The following is an 18,567-nucleotide window of genomic DNA, read 5'->3' on the forward strand; positions in this document are numbered from 1 at the left end:
CACTGCGCACTACGCCAGGCTAATTTATACCACAATCTCAGGCCACGATGATGAATGTATGGTGTGTAGATTGCAGCGTAATGAATTGGTTCATTTTCTATAGTGTAGTGCAATTAGATTAAGGGAATCTTAAGTCATGGAATTTATTGATGTTTTGACAACAAAGCAAAGCATGGTTGCCGGCGGTTGCCTTGCTATTATAGTGGTTTTATACATTGCAAAACGCCTTTTTCTGGTGCGTTTGCGCGCTCAGATGCAGCAACAGGATAGCGAGCACAATCACTTTTACCAGGTGCTGGTCCTCGCCCTCAACGCACCACTTAATCTGACAATATTCACAATACTGTTGTGGCTGGCTCGCTATAGCTTAACCATCACCGGCGCGTTGCCTAAAGAAGATACTGAGATCCTCGGCCATGTTATCCAGGCAATGGTCATCATTACGCTTATTTTGTTTGTTGAACGTTGGATCACCTACGCTATTAAAGTTTATGCCTCCCGCTCGCCGTTGCTGAATAACACCCGCAGTATAGCGAGTGGCGCCATCAGAGCGCTGCTTATTGGTCTGTGTGTGTTGCTGGTGTTGGGCTCCCTGGGTATTTCTGTTACCCCATTAATTGCCTCGCTGGGGATCACTTCCCTGGCAGTTGCGCTGGCTTTGCAACCTACCCTGGAAAATTTCTTCTCGGGCGTGCAAATTCTTATCGACAAGCCCTTCCGTATTGGTGACTTCATCGAACTGGAAAGCGGCGAACAGGGTTTTGTGGACAAAATTGGCTGGCGTTCAACCTGGATAAAAATGCTGCCAAACAATATCGTTATTGTTCCCAACGGCAAAGTATCGCAATCGAAAATCATCAATTACTACTATCCGGAAAAAGAACTATCAGTGCCGGTAGAAGTGGGCGTACACTATAATTCTGATTTGGAATTTGTAGAGAAAATCACTTTAGAAGTGGCCAATCAGGTATTGCTCGAGCACGAATGGGGGGTAGAGACTTACGATCCCTTTGTGGTATTCCACACTTTCGATAATTCCAGCATTAACTTTACCGTGATGCTAAGAACGAAGGAGTATTTTAATCGCTTCTTTGTAAAGTCAATGTTCATCAAAGCACTCCACAAGCGCTTTAACGAAGAGCATATTGTTATTCCATTCCCTATTACTGCACTAAACTTACAGCAGGAAGGTGCTGAAGCAGTCATGGCAGGTCGTAACGCCGAACACCTCAACACCGGTCAATCTATGGCAACCGAAACTAAACGATAGATTAGCGCACAGCACATCCGACTGTGCGCACCACGTTTATACTTTAACGGCCAACAAATCGCATTCGATACCGTGCAGCACGGAATTGGCAGTGGAGCCAAGAAGTAATTGCACACCGCTTTGGCCATGAGTGCCCATAACGATTAAATCGGTACTGAGTTTTTTGGCCATCTCATGGATTTCTTCGGGAGCTGAGCCTATCGCCACATGCAGGTGAGTTCTGGGAATGCTGTGTCCATCGGCAATGCCCTGCAGTTTCTTGAGGGCCTGTTCGCGCACCTCTTCGGAAAAATCCCGCTCTAAGAATAAGCCATAGGGCTCAAAATTAGTTTGCGGATAGGCAACGTAAATCAGGTTTATTTTGCCCGGTGAACCTGCCATCTCCAGTGCTTTTTCCACCACTTTGTTGTGCTCGTTGGAAAATACATCAATTGCAACTAAAACGCTGTTATAACCACTCATTGTCAGCCTCCTTGTTTGGCTGTTTTGTTTACCCTAGTGTAGTACATCTGCACGATGACTATTTGATATTTATCAATATATTAAGTTATCAGCAAAACTGTTTTTATACACCGCTGCTAAACCGACTGGGTTTCATGATCCACCTCAGCCAGGGTATTCGCCGGTTTAAAGGTCGATGCGCATGCTTCTTTTAAATGTAACTGATATGCTTTAGGCGCATCGTCTTCATCCATAAAGCTTCCCGGATGAATTAACGGGAATATTTCGTCGTAACGTAATACGGTGTGTTGATCGACCCGGCGAAATATGTGCGTACGATTCAGGTTCTCGGTATTGCTATGACCGGTAGACGACAAAATATCCACCATAGCCAGGATGGTTTTCTTATGGAACATGGCCACACGATGACTCTTGTGATTCACATCCAGTCCTTTATAGAGCTTTGGATCCTGCGTAGCGACACCAGTTGGACAGGTGTTGGTATTACAAGACAAAGACTGCACACAGCCGATAGCAAACATCATTCCCCGGGCACTGTTACATAAATCAGCCCCCAGGGAGAGGTTTTTCACAATCTGAAATGCGGTAATTATTTTACCTGAGGCAATAATTTTAATTCGGTCTCTAAGGTCAAACCCCACCAGGGCATCATCAACAAAAGCCAAAGCTTCCCTGAGCGGAAAACCAATAGAATTCGAATATTCCAAGGGGGCTGCCCCAGTGCCGCCTTCGCCGCCATCCACGGTAATAAAGTCTGGTGTGATACCCGTTTGCTTCATGGCCTTACAGATTGCCAAAAACTCACTTTTTCGGCCCAATGCCAGTTTAAAACCAATAGGTTTGCCACCGGACAATTCACGTAGTTTCTGAATAAACTCGAGCATTTCCAGCGGTGTGGTGAAAGCCTTATGGGTCGGCGGTGAAATAACGTCTTCACCAGCGGTTACGCCACGAATGTCAGCAATTTCCTCACTGTTTTTATGAGCCGGCAAGATACCGCCATGGCCGGGTTTAGCGCCTTGTGATAGTTTAATTTCTATCATTTTTACCGCCGGCAGGTTGGCTTTTTCTTCGAATTCCAATTCATTAAAACCACCATCCTTGGTGCGACAGCCAAAATAGCCTGTACCTATCTGCCACACAATATCACCGCCGTTTTCAAGGTGATAAGGGGTAAGACCACCCTCGCCGGTGTTCTGGTAAAAACCGCCCAGTGCAGCGCCTTTATTTAACGCCAGCACGGCGTTCTTACTCAGGGCGCCAAAGCTCATAGCTGAAATATTAAGGATACTGGCTGCATAGGGCTGTTTACAATCCGGCCCGCCAATGACAACCCGGGGATCGTCATCGAGCTCGTCAACGCTTAATGCAGAAAGTGAATGACCAATCCATTCGTAACCAGATTTGTAGGTATCGATTTGGGTGCCAAACGGCACGCTATCCATACTGCCCTTGGCACGCTGATACACAATTGAGCGAAACATCCGGCTGATTGGGCGGCCACTGGTTTCGGTTTCCAGCAGGTATTGCTGAAAGAAAGGCCGGAAATCTTCTATGATCCACCGCATGCGACCAATCAGTGGAAAGTTAACCAATAAAGAATGCTTGTGCTGACGGGCATCGTACAAAGCCACACCGAGTAACCCGCCGGTGAGCACTATCAACCACCATAAAAATGGGAGCCACAGACTCAGTAAAACACTAACTACCAACGCTGCTATCAGATAGGTAAAAATTAACTGTCGCACACCAACTCCTTGATTATGTTGATTTGGCCGGTTCGATATGAATGATGACATCATACAGATCAAACGCCTCTTTGAGGCGGTCTTCGAACGCATGAGAGAGGGTATGCGCCGCAGTGAGTGATAGTTCAGGGTTAATTTGCAGGGTTAAATCACATATCACCTGCTCCCCCATAGCCCGGCTACGGATAGCAGTCACCCGGTCAATCGGCTTAAATTCACTGACGATTGCCTCAAGCTGTGCCGGTGTAAACAGTTCCTCTGTCACATCAGCGTCAACAAGTACCGGCAATGCCTGTTGAAAAAGCTCCCAGGCCAGTTTGCCAACCAATACCGCCACCAGTAAACAAAACAGCGTATCCAGCCAGTAATAGCCAAGTGCGGCCAGTTGCCAGCCAACCAGCACGGCAATGGAAGTCAGCACATCGCTAAAAGTATGTTTGGCATCTGCCGCGAGTAGTTTTGACTTTAGCTTTTTTGCTTGTGCCCCTTCCCACTGACTTAGCGTAAAATTAACCACAATAGCCAGAACAAGAATAATCAGCCCGGCATAGCTCTGCTGCACTATCTGGCCATGATTCTCAATAGCATAAGCGACAAGTTCGAAAGCGACGACACTCAGCAGCACCGCTAAAATAAAGATAGCCAGGTATTCAAACTTCTGATGACCATAGGGGTGAGAATGATCTGGTGGCTTATGACTAATACGCATGGCCACCACGGCGATAATATTATTGGTTAAATCGGTAAGTGAATGTAATGCATCGGCCAGGATCACCGAAGACTGGGTAATTAGCCCGATAACCACTTTTACCAGGCACAGTACCAAGTTTACTGTCCCTTCGATAAGGAGTACGCGGGTGATAGCACGGTTTTTTGACGTTCTCTTACTCACTGCCGACAACTAACTTTCACCTTATTCCGTCAAGTAACTTTACAGCACAAATCATACAATTAAACGCACTACAAGTGCAAAAGTGCTTAATATTTCGTCAATTATTTGACTTTCGTAGCAATGCGTGCTCAATTAATCACCTGTAACACCAACCACTGGATTGGTTAGTTTACAATTTTTATAATCATAATAATCCATAACGATAAATTCTGGTATCAAACAGCCGGATAAAATAATAAGTGCGCAAAAATGGAAAAATTAGCAACCGTAAAACGATTAGTTCGTCAGAACAATTACAGAGACAACGACATTACGTACAAGCAATGCCAGGAGCTCGGCGTCACCGTTAATCGTGTTGGTCTGGAAATATTTGCCCGTAAATTGCGGGCGATGGACAGAGCAAACGAAATTAACGCACACCAAGAGCAGTCAATGGCCGCTTATCGTGATCAAAACGGCAGCCCGACAGAGAGTCTGTCTTTGCAGAAATCGTCATACATACCCGGAGCGTTTGAGCGTAATTTCTCATCCTCTGAGCAATACTCCAACGTTACCCCATTAAATAAGGCGGAAGTTCACCACTCCCCATTGGCGAGCGATCCTATCGAACGCAAACGGGAAATCACCTTTGAACTGGGGACCATTAAGGTGCGAGAATACGAGTTGCTGCAGGAATTGAATATTCTGGAGCACAGCAAGAGAATGGCCGAAGCCCGCTCAAGCTGAACTTTGGTCTTTCCCCTTTATTTGTAGCCCAGTCACCACCAATACAGTTTGTTTGTCGGGTTGGTCACTCAATAGTGATTCTATCCGATTAAGACATTGGCATACCGGCCACGTTGCCACGTATTTTTACATAAGTAACTTTGCCACTTATTGAACTATCGTGATATTTTGTAGGAAATCAGTAATTCGATAGCATTTAATGGAATATATATTTTTACTCTTCGCTTTTGTATGTGGCCTGGGCGTAAAACTTATCGGCATCCCACCGTTGGTTGGCTATCTCGTTGCCGGATTTCTGCTTAACGCGTTTGGCTTTTCAGCCACCCCTGCTATTACTACATTCGCCAATCTGGGCATTACCATTATGCTCTTTACCATCGGCCTTAAGCTGAATTTAAAAGATTTATCCAAACGAGAAGTCTGGGCCGGCAGTATTGCTCATACCCTGCTGTGGGTGGTTGTGATTACCGCGTTTCTGATTGGCGCTGGTACTGTAATGAGTGCTATAACGGGCCAAATGGACTGGCAATCTGCTGCCCTGATTGCTTTTGCCCTGTCTTTCAGCAGTACCGTGTGTGTCGTAAAGGTCCTTGAAGAAGCGGGCGAATCGAAAACCCGCCACGGCAAGCTGGCTATTGGCGTGCTGGTTATGCAAGATATCTTTGCGGTGGTTTTTCTGGTCATCGCAACCGGTAAAATCCCCAGTTTGTGGGCGCCACTGTTATTGTTAATTATTCCTTTAATGCCTGTTTTAAAGCGCGTGCTTAACCAGTCCGGGCACGGCGAGTTGCTACCTCTGACCGGGTTTGTATTTGCCCTGGGCGGTTATCATTTATTTGAACTGGTCAATATCAAAGGCGATTTGGGAGCACTTATCTTCGGGTTATTATTTGCCCCCCACCCGAAAGCGTCTGAAATGGCTAAGTCACTGCTGGCCTTTAAAGATCTTTTCCTGATTGGCTTTTTCTTATCGATTGGCTTAACTGCCCTGCCGGATATCAACATGCTAATGATGTCAGGCCTGCTGGTACTGATTATTCCCATTAAGTTTATGCTGTTCTTCTGGCTATTCACACGTTTGCAGCTGCGCGGCCGAACAGCCTATCTTGGCGGCCTGGTGTTGTCTAATTACAGCGAATTTGGCCTAATCGTTGGCGCACTTGCAGTTAGCCTTGGCATGTTGGGTGAAAAGTGGTTAGTGGTACTTGCAGTGGCGACATCAATTTCATTTATCTTTACCAGTATTGTTTACCGCTATTCACACAGCATTTATCAACGCATTAAAGGTCACGTTAAGAAGTTAGAAAGCCCGGTACGGTTAAAGGAGGATATTTATCCCGAAATTACCCGGGCCAAAATTCTTGTTGTTGGCCTGGGCCGGGTTGGAATTGGCGCCTTTACCTCGTTAAACAAGTTGGCGGATTCCCACGTGTGGGGAATGGATGCCGATCGTGCCAAAATACAGTCTATGCGTAAGGACGGCATGAATGTGATCAATGGCGATGGTGAAGACGTCGATCTGTGGGAGAATCTGGATATCCGGCATGTTCAGCTGGTGCTGCTGGCTTTGCCGTCCATAGAAGATGCCATCAACATTACCAAGCAGCTAAAAAACGCAGGTTATAGCGGAAAGATAGCCGCAATTGCCCGCTATGAGGACGAAGTATCCGCCCTGTCTGATAACGGTGTCGATAAGGTGTTTAACTTCTTTACTGAGGCCGGACTGGGTTTTGCCGAGGAAAGTTTGTCTTTAGTTGAGTAATCAAGGTATTGCGCCAAATACTAACAAAGGACAAACCGATAATCGTTATCATTTGTATGTGACTGTTTTTTATGGAAAAACTTGATATGTCGTACAATAGTGCCTACACTTAACTCATTAAACTCTCAGGAATCAGATTATGCAAGGCGATAAATCGGTAATTGCCATACTAAACGAAGTGTTAACCAGTGAGTTGACCTCGATCAATCAATACTTCCTTCATGCCCGTATGTATAAAAACTGGGGCCTGGAGGAGCTCAACGAGAAAGACTACAAAAAGTCGATTAAAGACATGAAGCAAGCCGATGAACTCATCGAGCGCATTTTGTTTCTGGAAGGTCTGCCCAATCTTCAGGCGCTGGGTAAATTGTATATCGGTGAGCACACCGAAGAGATGCTTCAGTGTGATAAAAAGTTTCAGGAAGAGCAGCTTCTCCTTCTCCGCAAGGCCATTGCTCTGTGCGAGGAGAAGCAGGATTATGTGAGTCGCGATATTCTTGAATCCTTACTCGAATATGAAGAAGAACATTTAGACTGGCTCGAAACCCAGGAATACCAGATTGAAAATATGGGAATCGAGAACTATCTGCAAGCACAAGTAATGGGAGATGACTAATGCAGGGTAATCAAAAAGTCCTTGAGGGCCTCAACGAACTGCTCTCATATGAGCTCGCGGCGATGGATCAGTATTTCATTCATGCACAAATGTACCTCGACTGGGGGTTTAATAAGTTGTATGAGCGCATCAATCACGAATTCGACGATGAGAAAGGTCATGCCACTAAGCTTATCGATCGTATGCTGATGCTTGAGTACGCTCCGGACATGACCCAACGTACCGGCTTTAAAGTGGGTAAAGATGTGCCGGAAATGCTGGAGAGCGATTTGCGTGTAGAATACGAAGTAGGTGCCAAATTAAAAGAAGTCATTGCCGTCTGCGAAGATGTTCAGGATTACGTTACGCGTGACTTCTTAGTGGAACTGCTTGACGACACCGAAGTTGACCACGCGCACTGGCTGGAACAACAGCTTAAGCTGATTAAAATCCTCGGTTTACCTAATTATCTGCAATCTCAGATGTAGCCTACATCTGCGTGGTAAAAAATACCCAAACCGGCTCCGGCCGGTTTTTTATTTTTACCACCATTTGCCATTGCATCGTAGGTTCTGAGCAAGCACCCAGCATAAACCACCCCTGCCACTGCCCGTTAGCAGTTTGCTTCAGTGGTACCGGAATTATACCCATAAACATGTTCACGCCTTCGATATAGGCGGTTTCTGGCTGTAACCCCTCAGGCAGTGTTACCGTTAGCGGGATTTGTTCTTCAATTGTCGGCAAGCGGTCCATCACTATCCTTACTGCGCCTTCTGGTAGAACCACTTCACAAGAATTGCCAGCCAGCCAACATGACGATTTATTATCATGTTTATAGTTATTATTCTCATCAAGAATATTCACCATTGCAATAACTGCAGCGGTTAGCAGAATTACCACAAAAACAACGACATGTTTTACTTTGTGTAACCATTCAAATGTTAATTTTTTGATCATTGATATCACTATTTTGTAAATCTCAGTTTTTCTTTATTGACTAGGATCAAGCGCCCCCAGTTTATGGTATCTTTTTATTATTAAAAACTTTATTATCCGCGGTACCAACTGGCCTGTAGACAATAAACCATAAACTATAGGCTTCAGGGGATGTCCGCAACCTCACCTGAAATGCGTAAGTATCACGGTTGGAAACCCTTTTTTAAAAGAAGTGGAAGATTCATTACAATGAGTGAAATAAGCCAAGCACAGCCAGATTACAACTATAAAGTTGTACGGCAATTTACCATTATGACCGTTATTTGGGGTATTGTGGGAATGAGCCTTGGGGTATTTATTGCAGCGCAATTATTTGCCCCGGCCCTGAACTTCGACATTCCATGGTTAACCTATTCTCGCCTACGTCCTTTGCACACCAACGCCGTTATTTTTGCTTTCGGTGGTTGTGCATTGTTCGCAACCTCATATTACATCGTTCAGCGTACGTCTCAGGTTCGCTTGTTCAGCGATAAGCTCGCCTCGTTTACCTTCTGGGGATGGCAGGCCGTTATCGTTGCAGCAGTGCTGACACTGCCTTTTGGTTACACAACCAGTAAGGAATACGCTGAGCTGGAATGGCCAATCGATATACTGATTGCCCTGGTGTGGGTTGCTTACATCATTAACTTCTTTGGAACCCTTGCTATTCGTAAGGTGTCGCACATTTATGTAGCGAACTGGTTCCTGGGTGCCTTTATGCTGACGGTTGCGGTGTTGCATATTGGTAATAGTATGGCGCTTCCTGTTTCATTCATGAAATCCTATTCGATGTATGCTGGTGCCGTAGATGCTATGATGCAATGGTGGTACGGTCACAACGCGGTAGGTTTCTTCCTGACGGCAGGTTTCTTAGGCATGATGTATTACTTCGTACCTAAACAAGCCGGACGTCCGGTTTACTCGTACCGTCTGTCAGTGGTTCACTTCTGGGCACTGATTTCACTGTATATCTGGGCTGGTCCTCACCATTTACACTACACTGCCCTGCCAGACTGGACTCAGTCTCTGGGTATGGTTATGTCGGTGATCCTGTTCGTACCATCATGGGGTGGTATGATTAACGGTATCATGACGTTGTCTGGCGCATGGCATAAACTTCGCACCGACCCTGTGCTGCGTTTCCTGATTGTTTCACTGTCTTTCTACGGTATGTCTACCTTCGAAGGCCCGATGATGGCAATCAAAACGGTTAACGCGTTATCACATTATACTGACTGGACTGTAGGTCACGTACACTCTGGTGCACTGGGCTGGGTTGCCATGGTATCAATTGGTTCTATTTACCATCTGATCCCGCACCTGTTCGGTCAGAAAGCCATGTACTCGACCAAACTGGTTAACGTGCACTTCTGGCTCGCGACCATTGGTGTGGTTCTATACATCGTAGCAATGTGGATGTCTGGTGTACTGCAAGGTCTGATGTGGCGTGCAGTTAACGCTGACGGTACCCTGACTTATAGCTTTGTTGAGTCACTGGAAGCGTCTAAACCTTTCTATGTTGTACGTTTCGTGGGTGGCTGCTTCGTTGTTGCCGGTATGTTAATCATGGCTTACAACACTTACAAAACAGTAAGTGCACCGAAAGGTAGCCTGGTTCCAGAACCAGCCGCGGCATAAGGAGTAGTAGACATGCGTAATCCACATGAAATAGTAGAAAAGAACGTTGGTCTGTTAACTGTTCTTATCTTAGTTGCTATCAGCTTTGGTGCGATGGTTCAAATCACCCCGCTGATGTTCCAACAGCAGGTAATGGAGCCGGTGAAAGGCCTTAAGCCTTACACTGCCCTGCAATTAGAAGGTCGTGACATTTACATCCGTGAAGGTTGTGTGGGATGTCACAGCCAGATGATTCGTCCATTCCGTGCTGAAACTGAGCGTTATGGTCACTACTCAGTTGCTGGTGAGTCTGTATGGGAACATCCCTTCCTGTGGGGCTCTAAGCGTACTGGTCCTGATCTGGCCCGTGTTGGCGGCCGTTACAGTGATGAGTGGCACCGTGTTCATTTGATTAATCCCCGTGATGTTGTTCCTGAGTCAAACATGCCAGGTTTCCCATGGTTAGCAGAAAACACGCTGACCGGTGAAGACACCGCCAAGAAGATGGAAGTTTTCCAGACGCTAGGCGTGCCTTACACAGCGGAAGACATCGAAGGTGCACAAGCGGCAGTAAAAGGCAAAACCGAAATGGAAGCCCTTATTGCATACCTACAATCCCTTGGCACATATCTGAAATAATATGGACCAGGGTACTGTAGGCAGCATTTTTACTGTCATCGTCTTCGTCATATTTATAGGCATTGTATGGTGGGCATTCAGCGGTCGTAACAAGAAAAGGTTCGACGAAGCCGCTAACCTACCCTTTGCCGACGAAGACAAAGAAGAATCAAAGAAAGAATAGCGGGAGTTAACACTCATGAGCATGTTTTGGACAATTTGGATTTCCGTGATCACACTGGGGTCCATCGTCGGATGTTATATATTGCTTCGCTGGAACCTGACCAATTACACAGGTCACCCAGAGGGCGAGTCTATGGGACACGAGTTTGACGGCATTGTTGAAATCAACAATCCGCTGCCAAGATGGTGGACCATTCTGTTTTACGCAACAATCGTATGGAGTTTCTTCTACCTCGCTCTGTACCCGGGATTAGGTTCTTTCGAAGGCTTTTGGGGCTGGAGAAGTTCTAACCAGGACGTACGTTCATTAGAAGAGTCAGCTCAGGCACGTATCGATGCTAAAGAGCAGGGCCTGATTGTTGAGTATGATCGCGAACTTGATTATGCCGCAGAAAAATTTGACCCAATCTTTGAAGCTTATGCTCAGGTGCCGGTTGAAGAGCTGGTAAACAATGAAGAGGCGGTTAAAGTAGGTCAGCGCCTGTTTATGCAGAACTGTTCTCAGTGTCATGGTTCTGATGCCCGTGGTAATACCGGCTTCCCGAACCTGACTGATAACGACTGGCTGTATGGTGGTACCGGTGCCAAGATCAAAGAAACCCTGACTAATGGTCGTAACGCAGCAATGCCCGCATGGATCGATGCCATGGGCGAGCAAGGTATCAAAGAAACGGTAGCTTACGTACTGAGCCTGAGTGGTCGTGAAGTGGACGAAAATCATGATGCACTGGCAGAAGCTGGTAAAGCCCGCTTTATGGCTTGTGCGGCCTGTCATGGTATGGACGGAAAAGGTAACCAAATGCTTGGTGCCCCTAATCTGACCGATAATACCTGGCTGTATGGTGGTTCTGAACGCGCTATCACCGAAACACTGACCTATGGTCGTAACGGTGTTATGCCTTCGTTCAAGAAAACACTGGGTGACAACAAAATTCACGTAGTTGCTACTTACGTGTACAGTTTGTCTCACTAAGATTTTAAAATATAATGCAAAAGCCTCGTTTTTTACGGGGCTTTTTTATTCAACACAATGGTAATGCTCATTCGGATAAAACCCTTTCGGGTGTTATCCGAATTCGTATTAACCGGTTCCATAAAGTTCATCAGGAATGCAGTAATGGAAAAAACAGATACCAAACCCTGGTACAAATACTTCTGGCCGTGGTTTCTTATAGCCGTGCCCTTTTCATCGTTTGTAATGGCCTATTTCTTGGTTAATTTTGCGACCAATACCGAAGATTCTCTGGTGGTTGATGATTATTACAAAGAAGGAAAAGCGATTAACGCCAGTATGGCTAAGGTCGAAGAAGCCCGCCGGTTGCGGATAATGACCGATTTAACGGTTAATGATGGCCAGATTGCGCTGGAGTTTCACAGCGGTATACCCACTACCGGTAACGCCCTGAAACTCAACTTTTACCACGTCACACTGCAGGAAAAAGACTTTTCGCTGTTGTTAACCCGTGATGCAAACGGCGTTTATCGAGGCTTTACCGAGCAGGACACCAGCGGTAAATGGCGCGTGTCGCTAACGCCTGTCGACGATAGTTGGAAAGTACAGCAGGAAATATCTTTACCCCGTGAAGATAAGATTCGATTCATTCCCTAATGAACGTGACAACCATTGAATGCTATCACTGCGGCTTACCGGCAGAAGCTGACAGTCCTTATCATGCCACCATACTCGGTAAAGATCGCGTTATGTGCTGTCCCGGTTGTCAGGCGGTAGCCGAAGCCATTGTCGAGAATGGTCTGGAAGATTATTACCAGTTTCGAACCGAGCCGGCCGCCCGCGGCGATACCGAATTTCAGGCCACACTGGGCAAACTGGCGATATATGACGATCCTTCCCTGCAGGAAGACTTCGTAATCGATGAAGGTAACCACAAACAAATTCAGCTCACAGTAGAAGGTATCACCTGTGCCGCCTGTGGCTGGCTGATAGAAAAGCAGCTGGCCAGGGTAAACGGCATCAACCAGGTGTCCGTAAATGTTTCGGAACGCCGGGCTGCTGTCACGTGGTCAGATGACGTTATTCAACTGAGCGGCATCTTAAAAGCGTTGAAAAAAATAGGTTATGCAGCGCTCCCCTTCCAGCCTGATCAACACGAAGCCTCTTACCAGAAAGAACAGAAGCAATTTCTTAAAAAGCTTGGTCTTGCCGGTCTGATGACCATGCAGGTCATGATGCTAATGACCGGTCTGTATTTTGATCTGTTTGGCGCTATCGAAGCCGAAACCCGCCAGTATTTTTACTGGGTGGCACTGGTGCTTACTACACCCGTGGTCTTCTATTCTGGCAGTACTTTCTATCTGGGGGCAATCAAAGCTATCAGTGCCCGCACCGTTAATATGGATGTGCCGGTTACTATCGCGGTGTTCGGTACTTATATTGCTGGGATTAAATCCACCTTGCTGGAAACCGGTGACGTGTATTTTGAATCTATCTGCATGTTTATCTTTTTATTGCTGTTAAGCCGTTATCTGGAGCACCGATCCCGCCATCGGGCTACACAGATTTCAGCCAATATGATGCAATACATCCCGGTCACCGCGCACCGGTTGAGTGACGATGGCAAAGTGGAACCCTGTCTGGCAAAACACCTCGTCGTGGGAGATAAAGTATTGGTTAAAGCCGGTGAAACGATACCGGTAGATGGGCGTATCATCGATGGCGCTTCAGCCATTGATGAGTCTATGCTCACCGGGGAATTTGAGCCGGTGCTTAAAGACGCTGGCGCAGCGGTATTCGGCGGCACGGTGAATCAGCAAAATACGTTAACCATTGAAGTGCATCAGCAACTGAAATATGCGCTGGTAAATCAGATAATTCGTTTGCAGTCCACCGCTATGGCTAACAAGCCTAAAGCGGCGCAAATGGCAGATTCTTTTTCGCGTTATTTTGTCATGGCAGTACTATTGATTAGTGCCCTCACCTTCGTCTACTGGTCTGTTCGGGGTAACGATGAGGCATTCTGGATTGCTATCGCGGTACTGGTAGCAACCTGTCCCTGCGCGCTTGGCCTGGCTACGCCATCGGCATTAACCTGCGCGATGGCCAGACTCAATAAACAGGGTATATTGCTTAAACGTGCCGATGCACTGGAGCAAATAACCGGTATCGATACCATCGCCCTGGATAAAACCGGTACCCTTACCGAAGGTAAATTTGGCATTGCCGATCGGTGGTTTGCCAATCCTGCGCAAGCGGATTACCTCTACACCGTTACTGCCAGCCTTGAATCCCACTCTGAACACCCTATCAGCAAGGCATTTTCGGCCAGCGAACAGTTTGCGGTGAGTGATTTTGAGGTCACTGCCGGCGGCGGTATTCGCGGCATGGTAGACGGTAAGCAATACCTGCTTGGATCAGCGACATTTACCCAGGCCGATCCCTCGGTTATACCGGTGACTGCCAATGTGTATTTAGTTTGCGATGGCCAATGCCTGGCTGCCTATGAAGTCACTGACAATCTAAAAAGCGATACTGCCGAGACGCTCGCCGGATTAAAGAGCTTCCAATTGGTGCTACTAAGTGGTGATACCCAGCATAACGTGGATAAACTGGCAGCTAAACTGCCCCTGACAGTAGCTACCGGTGAACTGACACCAGAACAAAAATATCAGGCGGTGCAGAAACTACAGACTCAGGGTCATAAGGTCATGATGCTGGGTGATGGTATTAACGATGCGCCGGTACTTGCGAGTGCAGATGTCTCGGTTGCCGTTGGAAATGCCACTGACATTGCCCGCAATGCAGCGGATGTAGTGTTGTTGAGTGAATCGCTGACTACGGTGCCGACGCTGGTTGACATTGCGGCGAAAACCCGGCGTAAAATTCGCCAGAATATTCTCTGGGCGCTGGGATACAACCTGTTGATCCTGCCTTTTGCGGTTTCCGGCTTACTGTTACCGTGGATGGCCGTGATCGGTATGTCATTAAGTAGTATCATAGTGGTTTCAAACTCGACCCGATTATTAAAGTAAGGCGGTAATGTGAGTATTATTTATGTGCTGATCCCGTTAGCAATTATTCTGGTCGCGGTGGCCCTGGGCATTTTCTTCTGGGCGGTAAAATCCGATCAGTTCCAGGACCTTGAGCGCCAGGGTTACAGCATTCTGTTCGACGACGACTTACCCGAAGAAGAACGCAAGCAACAAGCCAAACCGCAGGATAAAGCTAACACCGATAATGAGTGATTACAGCTTTATTTCGGCATTTGTAGTTGGCTTGGCCGGCTCACTCCATTGCGTTGGCATGTGTGGTGGCATTGCGGGCGCCTTGCGAGCAGCAGTGCCAGGCAGTCAGCCACCACTACCCTATATACTCAGTTATAACCTCGGGCGCATTACCAGTTATGCCATTGCCGGAGCCATAACCGGCGTACTTGGCCAGGTTGCCCGTGCCTCAGTAAGCCATGGTCTGATGATATTTCAGTTGCTTAGCGCCGTAATGCTGATTGCCATGGGCTTATACCTGGCCCAGTGGTGGCGTGGTCTTGCCCGCCTTGAAAAACTGGGCAACGGACTGTGGCAACGCATTCGCCCATGGTCTAAACAATTTATTCCGTTTAAATCGCCGCTTTCGGCATTTCCTTATGGTTTTATCTGGGGCTGGTTGCCCTGCGGACTGGTTTATTCAACCCTTACCTGGGCATTAGTCAGTGGTGATGGTTTATATGGTGCGGCAACAATGACCGCCTTCGGACTGGGCACTTTTCCGGCGCTGATTGCCGTAAGTCTGGGAGCCGGCTGGTTATTAAAGCTCCTACAACACCCGAAGACTAAGTCATTGGTCGCAATTTGCCTGATAATATATGGGGTTTTCTTGATTTACCGCACCCTAAACGGTAATAATTAAACGACGCCCACACGGAGACGTAATCTATGTCAAAAGGCTCAGAATTTTCGATTCATTGTCAGAGCTGTAGTTTCAGCCATTTGTGCCTGCCTGTTTCGTTAAATAAAAGCGAACTCGATTCACTGGATGATATTATCGAGCGTAAAAAACCGCTTCATAAGCACGATAAACTGGTTAAGGCCGGTGATAAATTTAACTCACTTTATGCAGTGCGTGCCGGCTCATTTAAATCTTTTGTTAGTAGCAAGGATGGCGAAGAACAAATCATTGGTTTCCATTTCCCTGGTGATATTATCGGTTTTGATGCCCTGCGTGAAAACGCTCATCAGAGTTATACTCAGGCGCTGGAAACGGCGATGGTTTGCGAGTTACCGTATGAAACCCTAGATAAAATGGCGGTGCAGTTCCCTAAATTGCGTCATCAGATAATGAGCTTTATGAGTGCCGAAATTAAGCAGGATCACGATCTGATGATGTTGCTGAATAAACGTACCGCCGAAGAGCGCCTGATTTATTTTCTTGCGCATCTATCCAAACGCTTTGAAGATCGTGGCTTTTCGCCTCGTCAGTTTAACCTGAGTATGACCCGCAACGAGATTGGTAACTACCTGGGCCTGACCGTTGAAACTATCTCTCGCCTGTTAACACGCTTCCAGAAAGAAGGCATTATCAAGGTTGACGGCAAACTGATCACTATCATCGATTTTGAAGCGATGGATAATAAACTGCATAGTATGGATATCCCCTCTACCACTATCAATTAATCTGTTAGTGAGCTGTTTTTCTCTGGTTTTTTATCATTACTTGATCCCAGACAAATCTGAAACTGGAGAAACAGCTGCTCACGTCGTACACTCTTAATGAATACTTCCTTTGGAGAGTCGTTATGATTGAATACAGCAATATTCTGGCCGTGGTAGAACCTGAAAGGGAAAACCAGCCCGCTATCTCCAGAGCCATTGAACTGGCTGAAAAAACTGGCGCGTCCATCACCGCCTTAATGACCATCTACGATTTTTCCTACGAAATGACCACCATGCTTTCCGGTGAGGAGCGTGAGGCCATGCGTCAGGCGGTTGTGAATGAAAGAACGGTCTGGCTTAAGGAACAACTGGCAGAGTACAGTCAGCCCATAGAGGCCGCTGTGGAATGGAATAACCGCCCTTACGAAGCCATCATCAAATATGCTATCGCCAGTAATGCCGACATTGTCGTCAAAGCAACCCGTTCTCATGATGATTTACGCTCCGTGATCTTTACCCCCACAGACTGGCATCTGGTGCGTAAGTGCCCTGCGCCGGTGCTATTGGTTAAAGAGCACGACTGGCCTCAGGATGGCAAAATTGTGGCGGCAGTCAACGTGGGTACGGAAGACCGCGAACATGCTCAGCTAAACGACCGACTTACTACCATAGCCCTTGATTACGCCAGGTTATTGAGCGGTCATGTGCATCTGGCTAACTGCTATCCGGGTACGCCGCTTAATATTGCCATTGAGGTGCCTGAATTTGACTCTGAATCTTACAATGCGTCGGTTAAAAACCACCACCTGGAAGAAATGGAGAAACACAGTAACCATTACAATATTCCACTGGATAACTGCCATGTGAAAGAAGGACTCCCTGAAAAGGTCATCCCTCAGGTTGCCAAAGAGCTTGATGCGGAATTGGTGATCATAGGCACAGTTGGACGTGTAGGCATCTCTGCTGCGCTGATCGGCAATACCGCTGAACATGTCATCGATGAACTCAACTGTGATGTACTGGCAATTAAACCCGACGGCTTTGAAAGCCCGGTAAGCTAAGCGCCGGTTTCCGTGGCAGGTATCCGTTACTGCCACGGTATGTCCCGGGCCTTATTCGGGGATGCAGCCTATCCTTGCTTCACGTATAATGGCGCCCATTGCAATATGGGTCTTTCTTTATCATGAGTTTACACATCAATAGTGCCTCGCCGGCAACGCAAACCAAGCAAAAATACAGCTTTAATAAATTACAAAAGCGCTTACGTCGTAATGTTGGCAAAGCCATTGACGATTTTGGCATGATCGAGGATGGCGACAAAGTAATGGTGTGTTTATCCGGTGGTAAGGACAGCTACACTATGCTGGATGTACTTATGTATTTGCAGCGAATAGCGCCTATCAGTTTCGACATTGTGGCGGTTAACCTCGACCAGAAACAGCCCGGTTTTCCAGAGCATATCTTACCGGATTATCTGCAAAGCCTGGGCGTTGATTACCGCATTGTTGAGGAAGATACCTATTCCATTGTAAAGGATAAAATTCCGGAAGGTAAAACGACCTGTTCACTTTGTTCTCGTTTACGGCGCGGTATTTTATACCGGACAGCAACTGAACTGGGTGCGACAAAAATCGCGCTGGGCCACCACCGTGACGACATGCTTGAGACCTTGTTTCTTAACATGTTTCATGGGGGCAAGTTAAAGTCCATGCCGCCTAAACTGGTTAGTGATGATGGCAAGCATGTGGTGATCCGCCCACTGGCGTATTGCACAGAAAAGGATATTGAAAAGTATGCTGCTGCGGTTGAATTTCCCATCATTCCCTGTAACTTATGTGGTTCACAGGAAAACTTGCAGCGACAGAACATCAAAATGATGTTGCAGGACTGGAACAAAAGGTTTCCGGGCCGCATCGAATCCATGTTCAGGGCGATGCAAAATGTTACCCCGTCGCATTTGGTTGATAGAAACCTTCATGACTTTAAAGCCATAAAAGCAACAGGTGAAGTACAACCAGAGGGTGACATCGCCTTCGATGCCCCCGAGTTTGAACCTGAGAACCGCTCTGACACTGCAGACTCCATCAATATCGTAAACCTGACGGAATAAAGTTA

The 18,567-nt window shown here is 46.8% G+C and carries 20 protein-coding genes; 16 read left to right on the forward strand and 4 right to left on the reverse strand.

The window, feature by feature from the left end; genetic code table 11:
- Positions 1-136: 136 nt before the first annotated feature.
- On the forward strand, positions 137-1,270 hold the full coding sequence (locus AC2T0J_RS18810; RefSeq protein WP_489807282.1) for a mechanosensitive ion channel family protein: 1,134 nt from the start codon (positions 137-139) through the stop codon (positions 1,268-1,270).
- A gap of 36 nt (positions 1,271-1,306) precedes the next feature.
- On the opposite strand, the gene AC2T0J_RS18815 is transcribed toward AC2T0J_RS18810, so the two are convergent.
- From AC2T0J_RS18815 to AC2T0J_RS18825, 3 genes are all read right to left on the reverse strand, one after another.
- Positions 1,307-1,732 carry a universal stress protein gene (locus AC2T0J_RS18815; protein ID WP_489807283.1) on the reverse strand — a complete coding sequence of 142 codons (426 nt, stop codon included), beginning with the start codon at positions 1,730-1,732 and terminating at the stop codon, positions 1,307-1,309.
- A gap of 116 nt (positions 1,733-1,848) precedes the next feature.
- The gene (locus AC2T0J_RS18820; RefSeq protein WP_489807284.1) at positions 1,849-3,480 is read right to left on the reverse strand and encodes an FMN-binding glutamate synthase family protein; all 1,632 of its coding nucleotides are present in this window, start codon (positions 3,478-3,480) and stop codon (positions 1,849-1,851) included.
- A 13-nt stretch (positions 3,481-3,493) separates the two neighbouring features.
- Positions 3,494-4,372: a cation diffusion facilitator family transporter gene (locus tag AC2T0J_RS18825; protein ID WP_489807285.1), complete on the reverse strand. Its 879-nt coding sequence runs from the start codon at positions 4,370-4,372 to the stop codon at positions 3,494-3,496.
- Positions 4,373-4,621: 249 nt separating this feature from the next.
- Between AC2T0J_RS18825 and AC2T0J_RS18830 the strand changes: the two genes are divergently transcribed.
- The 4 genes from AC2T0J_RS18830 (at position 4,622) to bfr (AC2T0J_RS18845) (ending at position 7,943) form a co-directional block, all read left to right on the forward strand.
- Positions 4,622-5,098 carry a hypothetical protein gene (locus AC2T0J_RS18830; RefSeq protein WP_489807286.1) on the forward strand — a complete coding sequence of 159 codons (477 nt, stop codon included), beginning with the start codon at positions 4,622-4,624 and terminating at the stop codon, positions 5,096-5,098.
- Between the two features lie 199 nt (positions 5,099-5,297).
- Positions 5,298-6,860, forward strand: coding sequence for a cation:proton antiporter domain-containing protein (locus AC2T0J_RS18835; protein WP_489807287.1), 1,563 nt, complete (start codon positions 5,298-5,300; stop codon positions 6,858-6,860).
- A gap of 139 nt (positions 6,861-6,999) precedes the next feature.
- Positions 7,000-7,476: a bacterioferritin gene (bfr, locus tag AC2T0J_RS18840; RefSeq protein ID WP_489807288.1), complete on the forward strand. Its 477-nt coding sequence runs from the start codon at positions 7,000-7,002 to the stop codon at positions 7,474-7,476.
- Positions 7,476-7,943: a bacterioferritin gene (gene bfr / locus AC2T0J_RS18845; protein WP_489807289.1), complete on the forward strand. Its 468-nt coding sequence runs from the start codon at positions 7,476-7,478 to the stop codon at positions 7,941-7,943. Before bfr (AC2T0J_RS18840) ends, bfr (AC2T0J_RS18845) begins: the two co-directional genes overlap by 1 nt.
- Position 7,944: 1 nt before the next feature.
- On the opposite strand, the gene AC2T0J_RS18850 is transcribed toward bfr (AC2T0J_RS18845), so the two are convergent.
- The gene (locus AC2T0J_RS18850) at positions 7,945-8,412 is read right to left on the reverse strand and encodes a hypothetical protein (RefSeq protein ID WP_489807290.1); all 468 of its coding nucleotides are present in this window, start codon (positions 8,410-8,412) and stop codon (positions 7,945-7,947) included.
- 228 nt (positions 8,413-8,640) lie between these two features.
- On the opposite strand from AC2T0J_RS18850, the gene ccoN reads away from it, so the two are divergent.
- The 11 genes from ccoN (at position 8,641) to ttcA (ending at position 18,562) form a co-directional block, all read left to right on the forward strand.
- The gene (ccoN, locus tag AC2T0J_RS18855; protein WP_489807291.1) at positions 8,641-10,068 is read left to right on the forward strand and encodes a cytochrome-c oxidase, cbb3-type subunit I; all 1,428 of its coding nucleotides are present in this window, start codon (positions 8,641-8,643) and stop codon (positions 10,066-10,068) included.
- A 12-nt stretch (positions 10,069-10,080) separates the two neighbouring features.
- Positions 10,081-10,686: a cytochrome-c oxidase, cbb3-type subunit II gene (gene ccoO / locus AC2T0J_RS18860; RefSeq protein ID WP_489807292.1), complete on the forward strand. Its 606-nt coding sequence runs from the start codon at positions 10,081-10,083 to the stop codon at positions 10,684-10,686.
- 1 nt (position 10,687) lies between these two features.
- Positions 10,688-10,849, forward strand: a complete 162-nt coding sequence (locus AC2T0J_RS18865) for a cbb3-type cytochrome oxidase subunit 3 (protein ID WP_489807293.1) — start codon at positions 10,688-10,690, stop codon at positions 10,847-10,849.
- A 15-nt stretch (positions 10,850-10,864) separates the two neighbouring features.
- On the forward strand, positions 10,865-11,821 hold the full coding sequence (ccoP, locus tag AC2T0J_RS18870) for a cytochrome-c oxidase, cbb3-type subunit III (RefSeq protein ID WP_489807294.1): 957 nt from the start codon (positions 10,865-10,867) through the stop codon (positions 11,819-11,821).
- Between the two features lie 144 nt (positions 11,822-11,965).
- Positions 11,966-12,457, forward strand: coding sequence for a FixH family protein (locus AC2T0J_RS18875; RefSeq protein WP_489807295.1), 492 nt, complete (start codon positions 11,966-11,968; stop codon positions 12,455-12,457).
- Positions 12,457-14,835 carry a heavy metal translocating P-type ATPase gene (locus AC2T0J_RS18880; RefSeq protein ID WP_489807296.1) on the forward strand — a complete coding sequence of 793 codons (2,379 nt, stop codon included), beginning with the start codon at positions 12,457-12,459 and terminating at the stop codon, positions 14,833-14,835. Before AC2T0J_RS18875 ends, AC2T0J_RS18880 begins: the two co-directional genes overlap by 1 nt.
- Before the next feature lie 9 nt (positions 14,836-14,844).
- Positions 14,845-15,048, forward strand: a complete 204-nt coding sequence (gene ccoS, locus AC2T0J_RS18885; protein ID WP_489807297.1) for a cbb3-type cytochrome oxidase assembly protein CcoS — start codon at positions 14,845-14,847, stop codon at positions 15,046-15,048.
- Positions 15,041-15,709: a sulfite exporter TauE/SafE family protein gene (locus AC2T0J_RS18890; RefSeq protein WP_489807298.1), complete on the forward strand. Its 669-nt coding sequence runs from the start codon at positions 15,041-15,043 to the stop codon at positions 15,707-15,709. Before ccoS ends, AC2T0J_RS18890 begins: the two co-directional genes overlap by 8 nt.
- Before the next feature lie 26 nt (positions 15,710-15,735).
- Positions 15,736-16,473: a fumarate/nitrate reduction transcriptional regulator Fnr gene (gene fnr / locus AC2T0J_RS18895; RefSeq protein ID WP_489807299.1), complete on the forward strand. Its 738-nt coding sequence runs from the start codon at positions 15,736-15,738 to the stop codon at positions 16,471-16,473.
- A gap of 122 nt (positions 16,474-16,595) precedes the next feature.
- On the forward strand, positions 16,596-17,513 hold the full coding sequence (gene uspE, locus AC2T0J_RS18900; RefSeq protein ID WP_489807300.1) for a universal stress protein UspE: 918 nt from the start codon (positions 16,596-16,598) through the stop codon (positions 17,511-17,513).
- 122 nt (positions 17,514-17,635) lie between these two features.
- Positions 17,636-18,562 (forward strand): tRNA 2-thiocytidine(32) synthetase TtcA, encoded by a 927-nt coding sequence (ttcA, locus tag AC2T0J_RS18905; RefSeq protein WP_489807301.1) that lies wholly within the window; start codon positions 17,636-17,638, stop codon positions 18,560-18,562.
- Positions 18,563-18,567 lie beyond the last annotated feature (5 nt).

This window comes from Alteromonas sp. ISO5 (assembly GCF_058105165.1).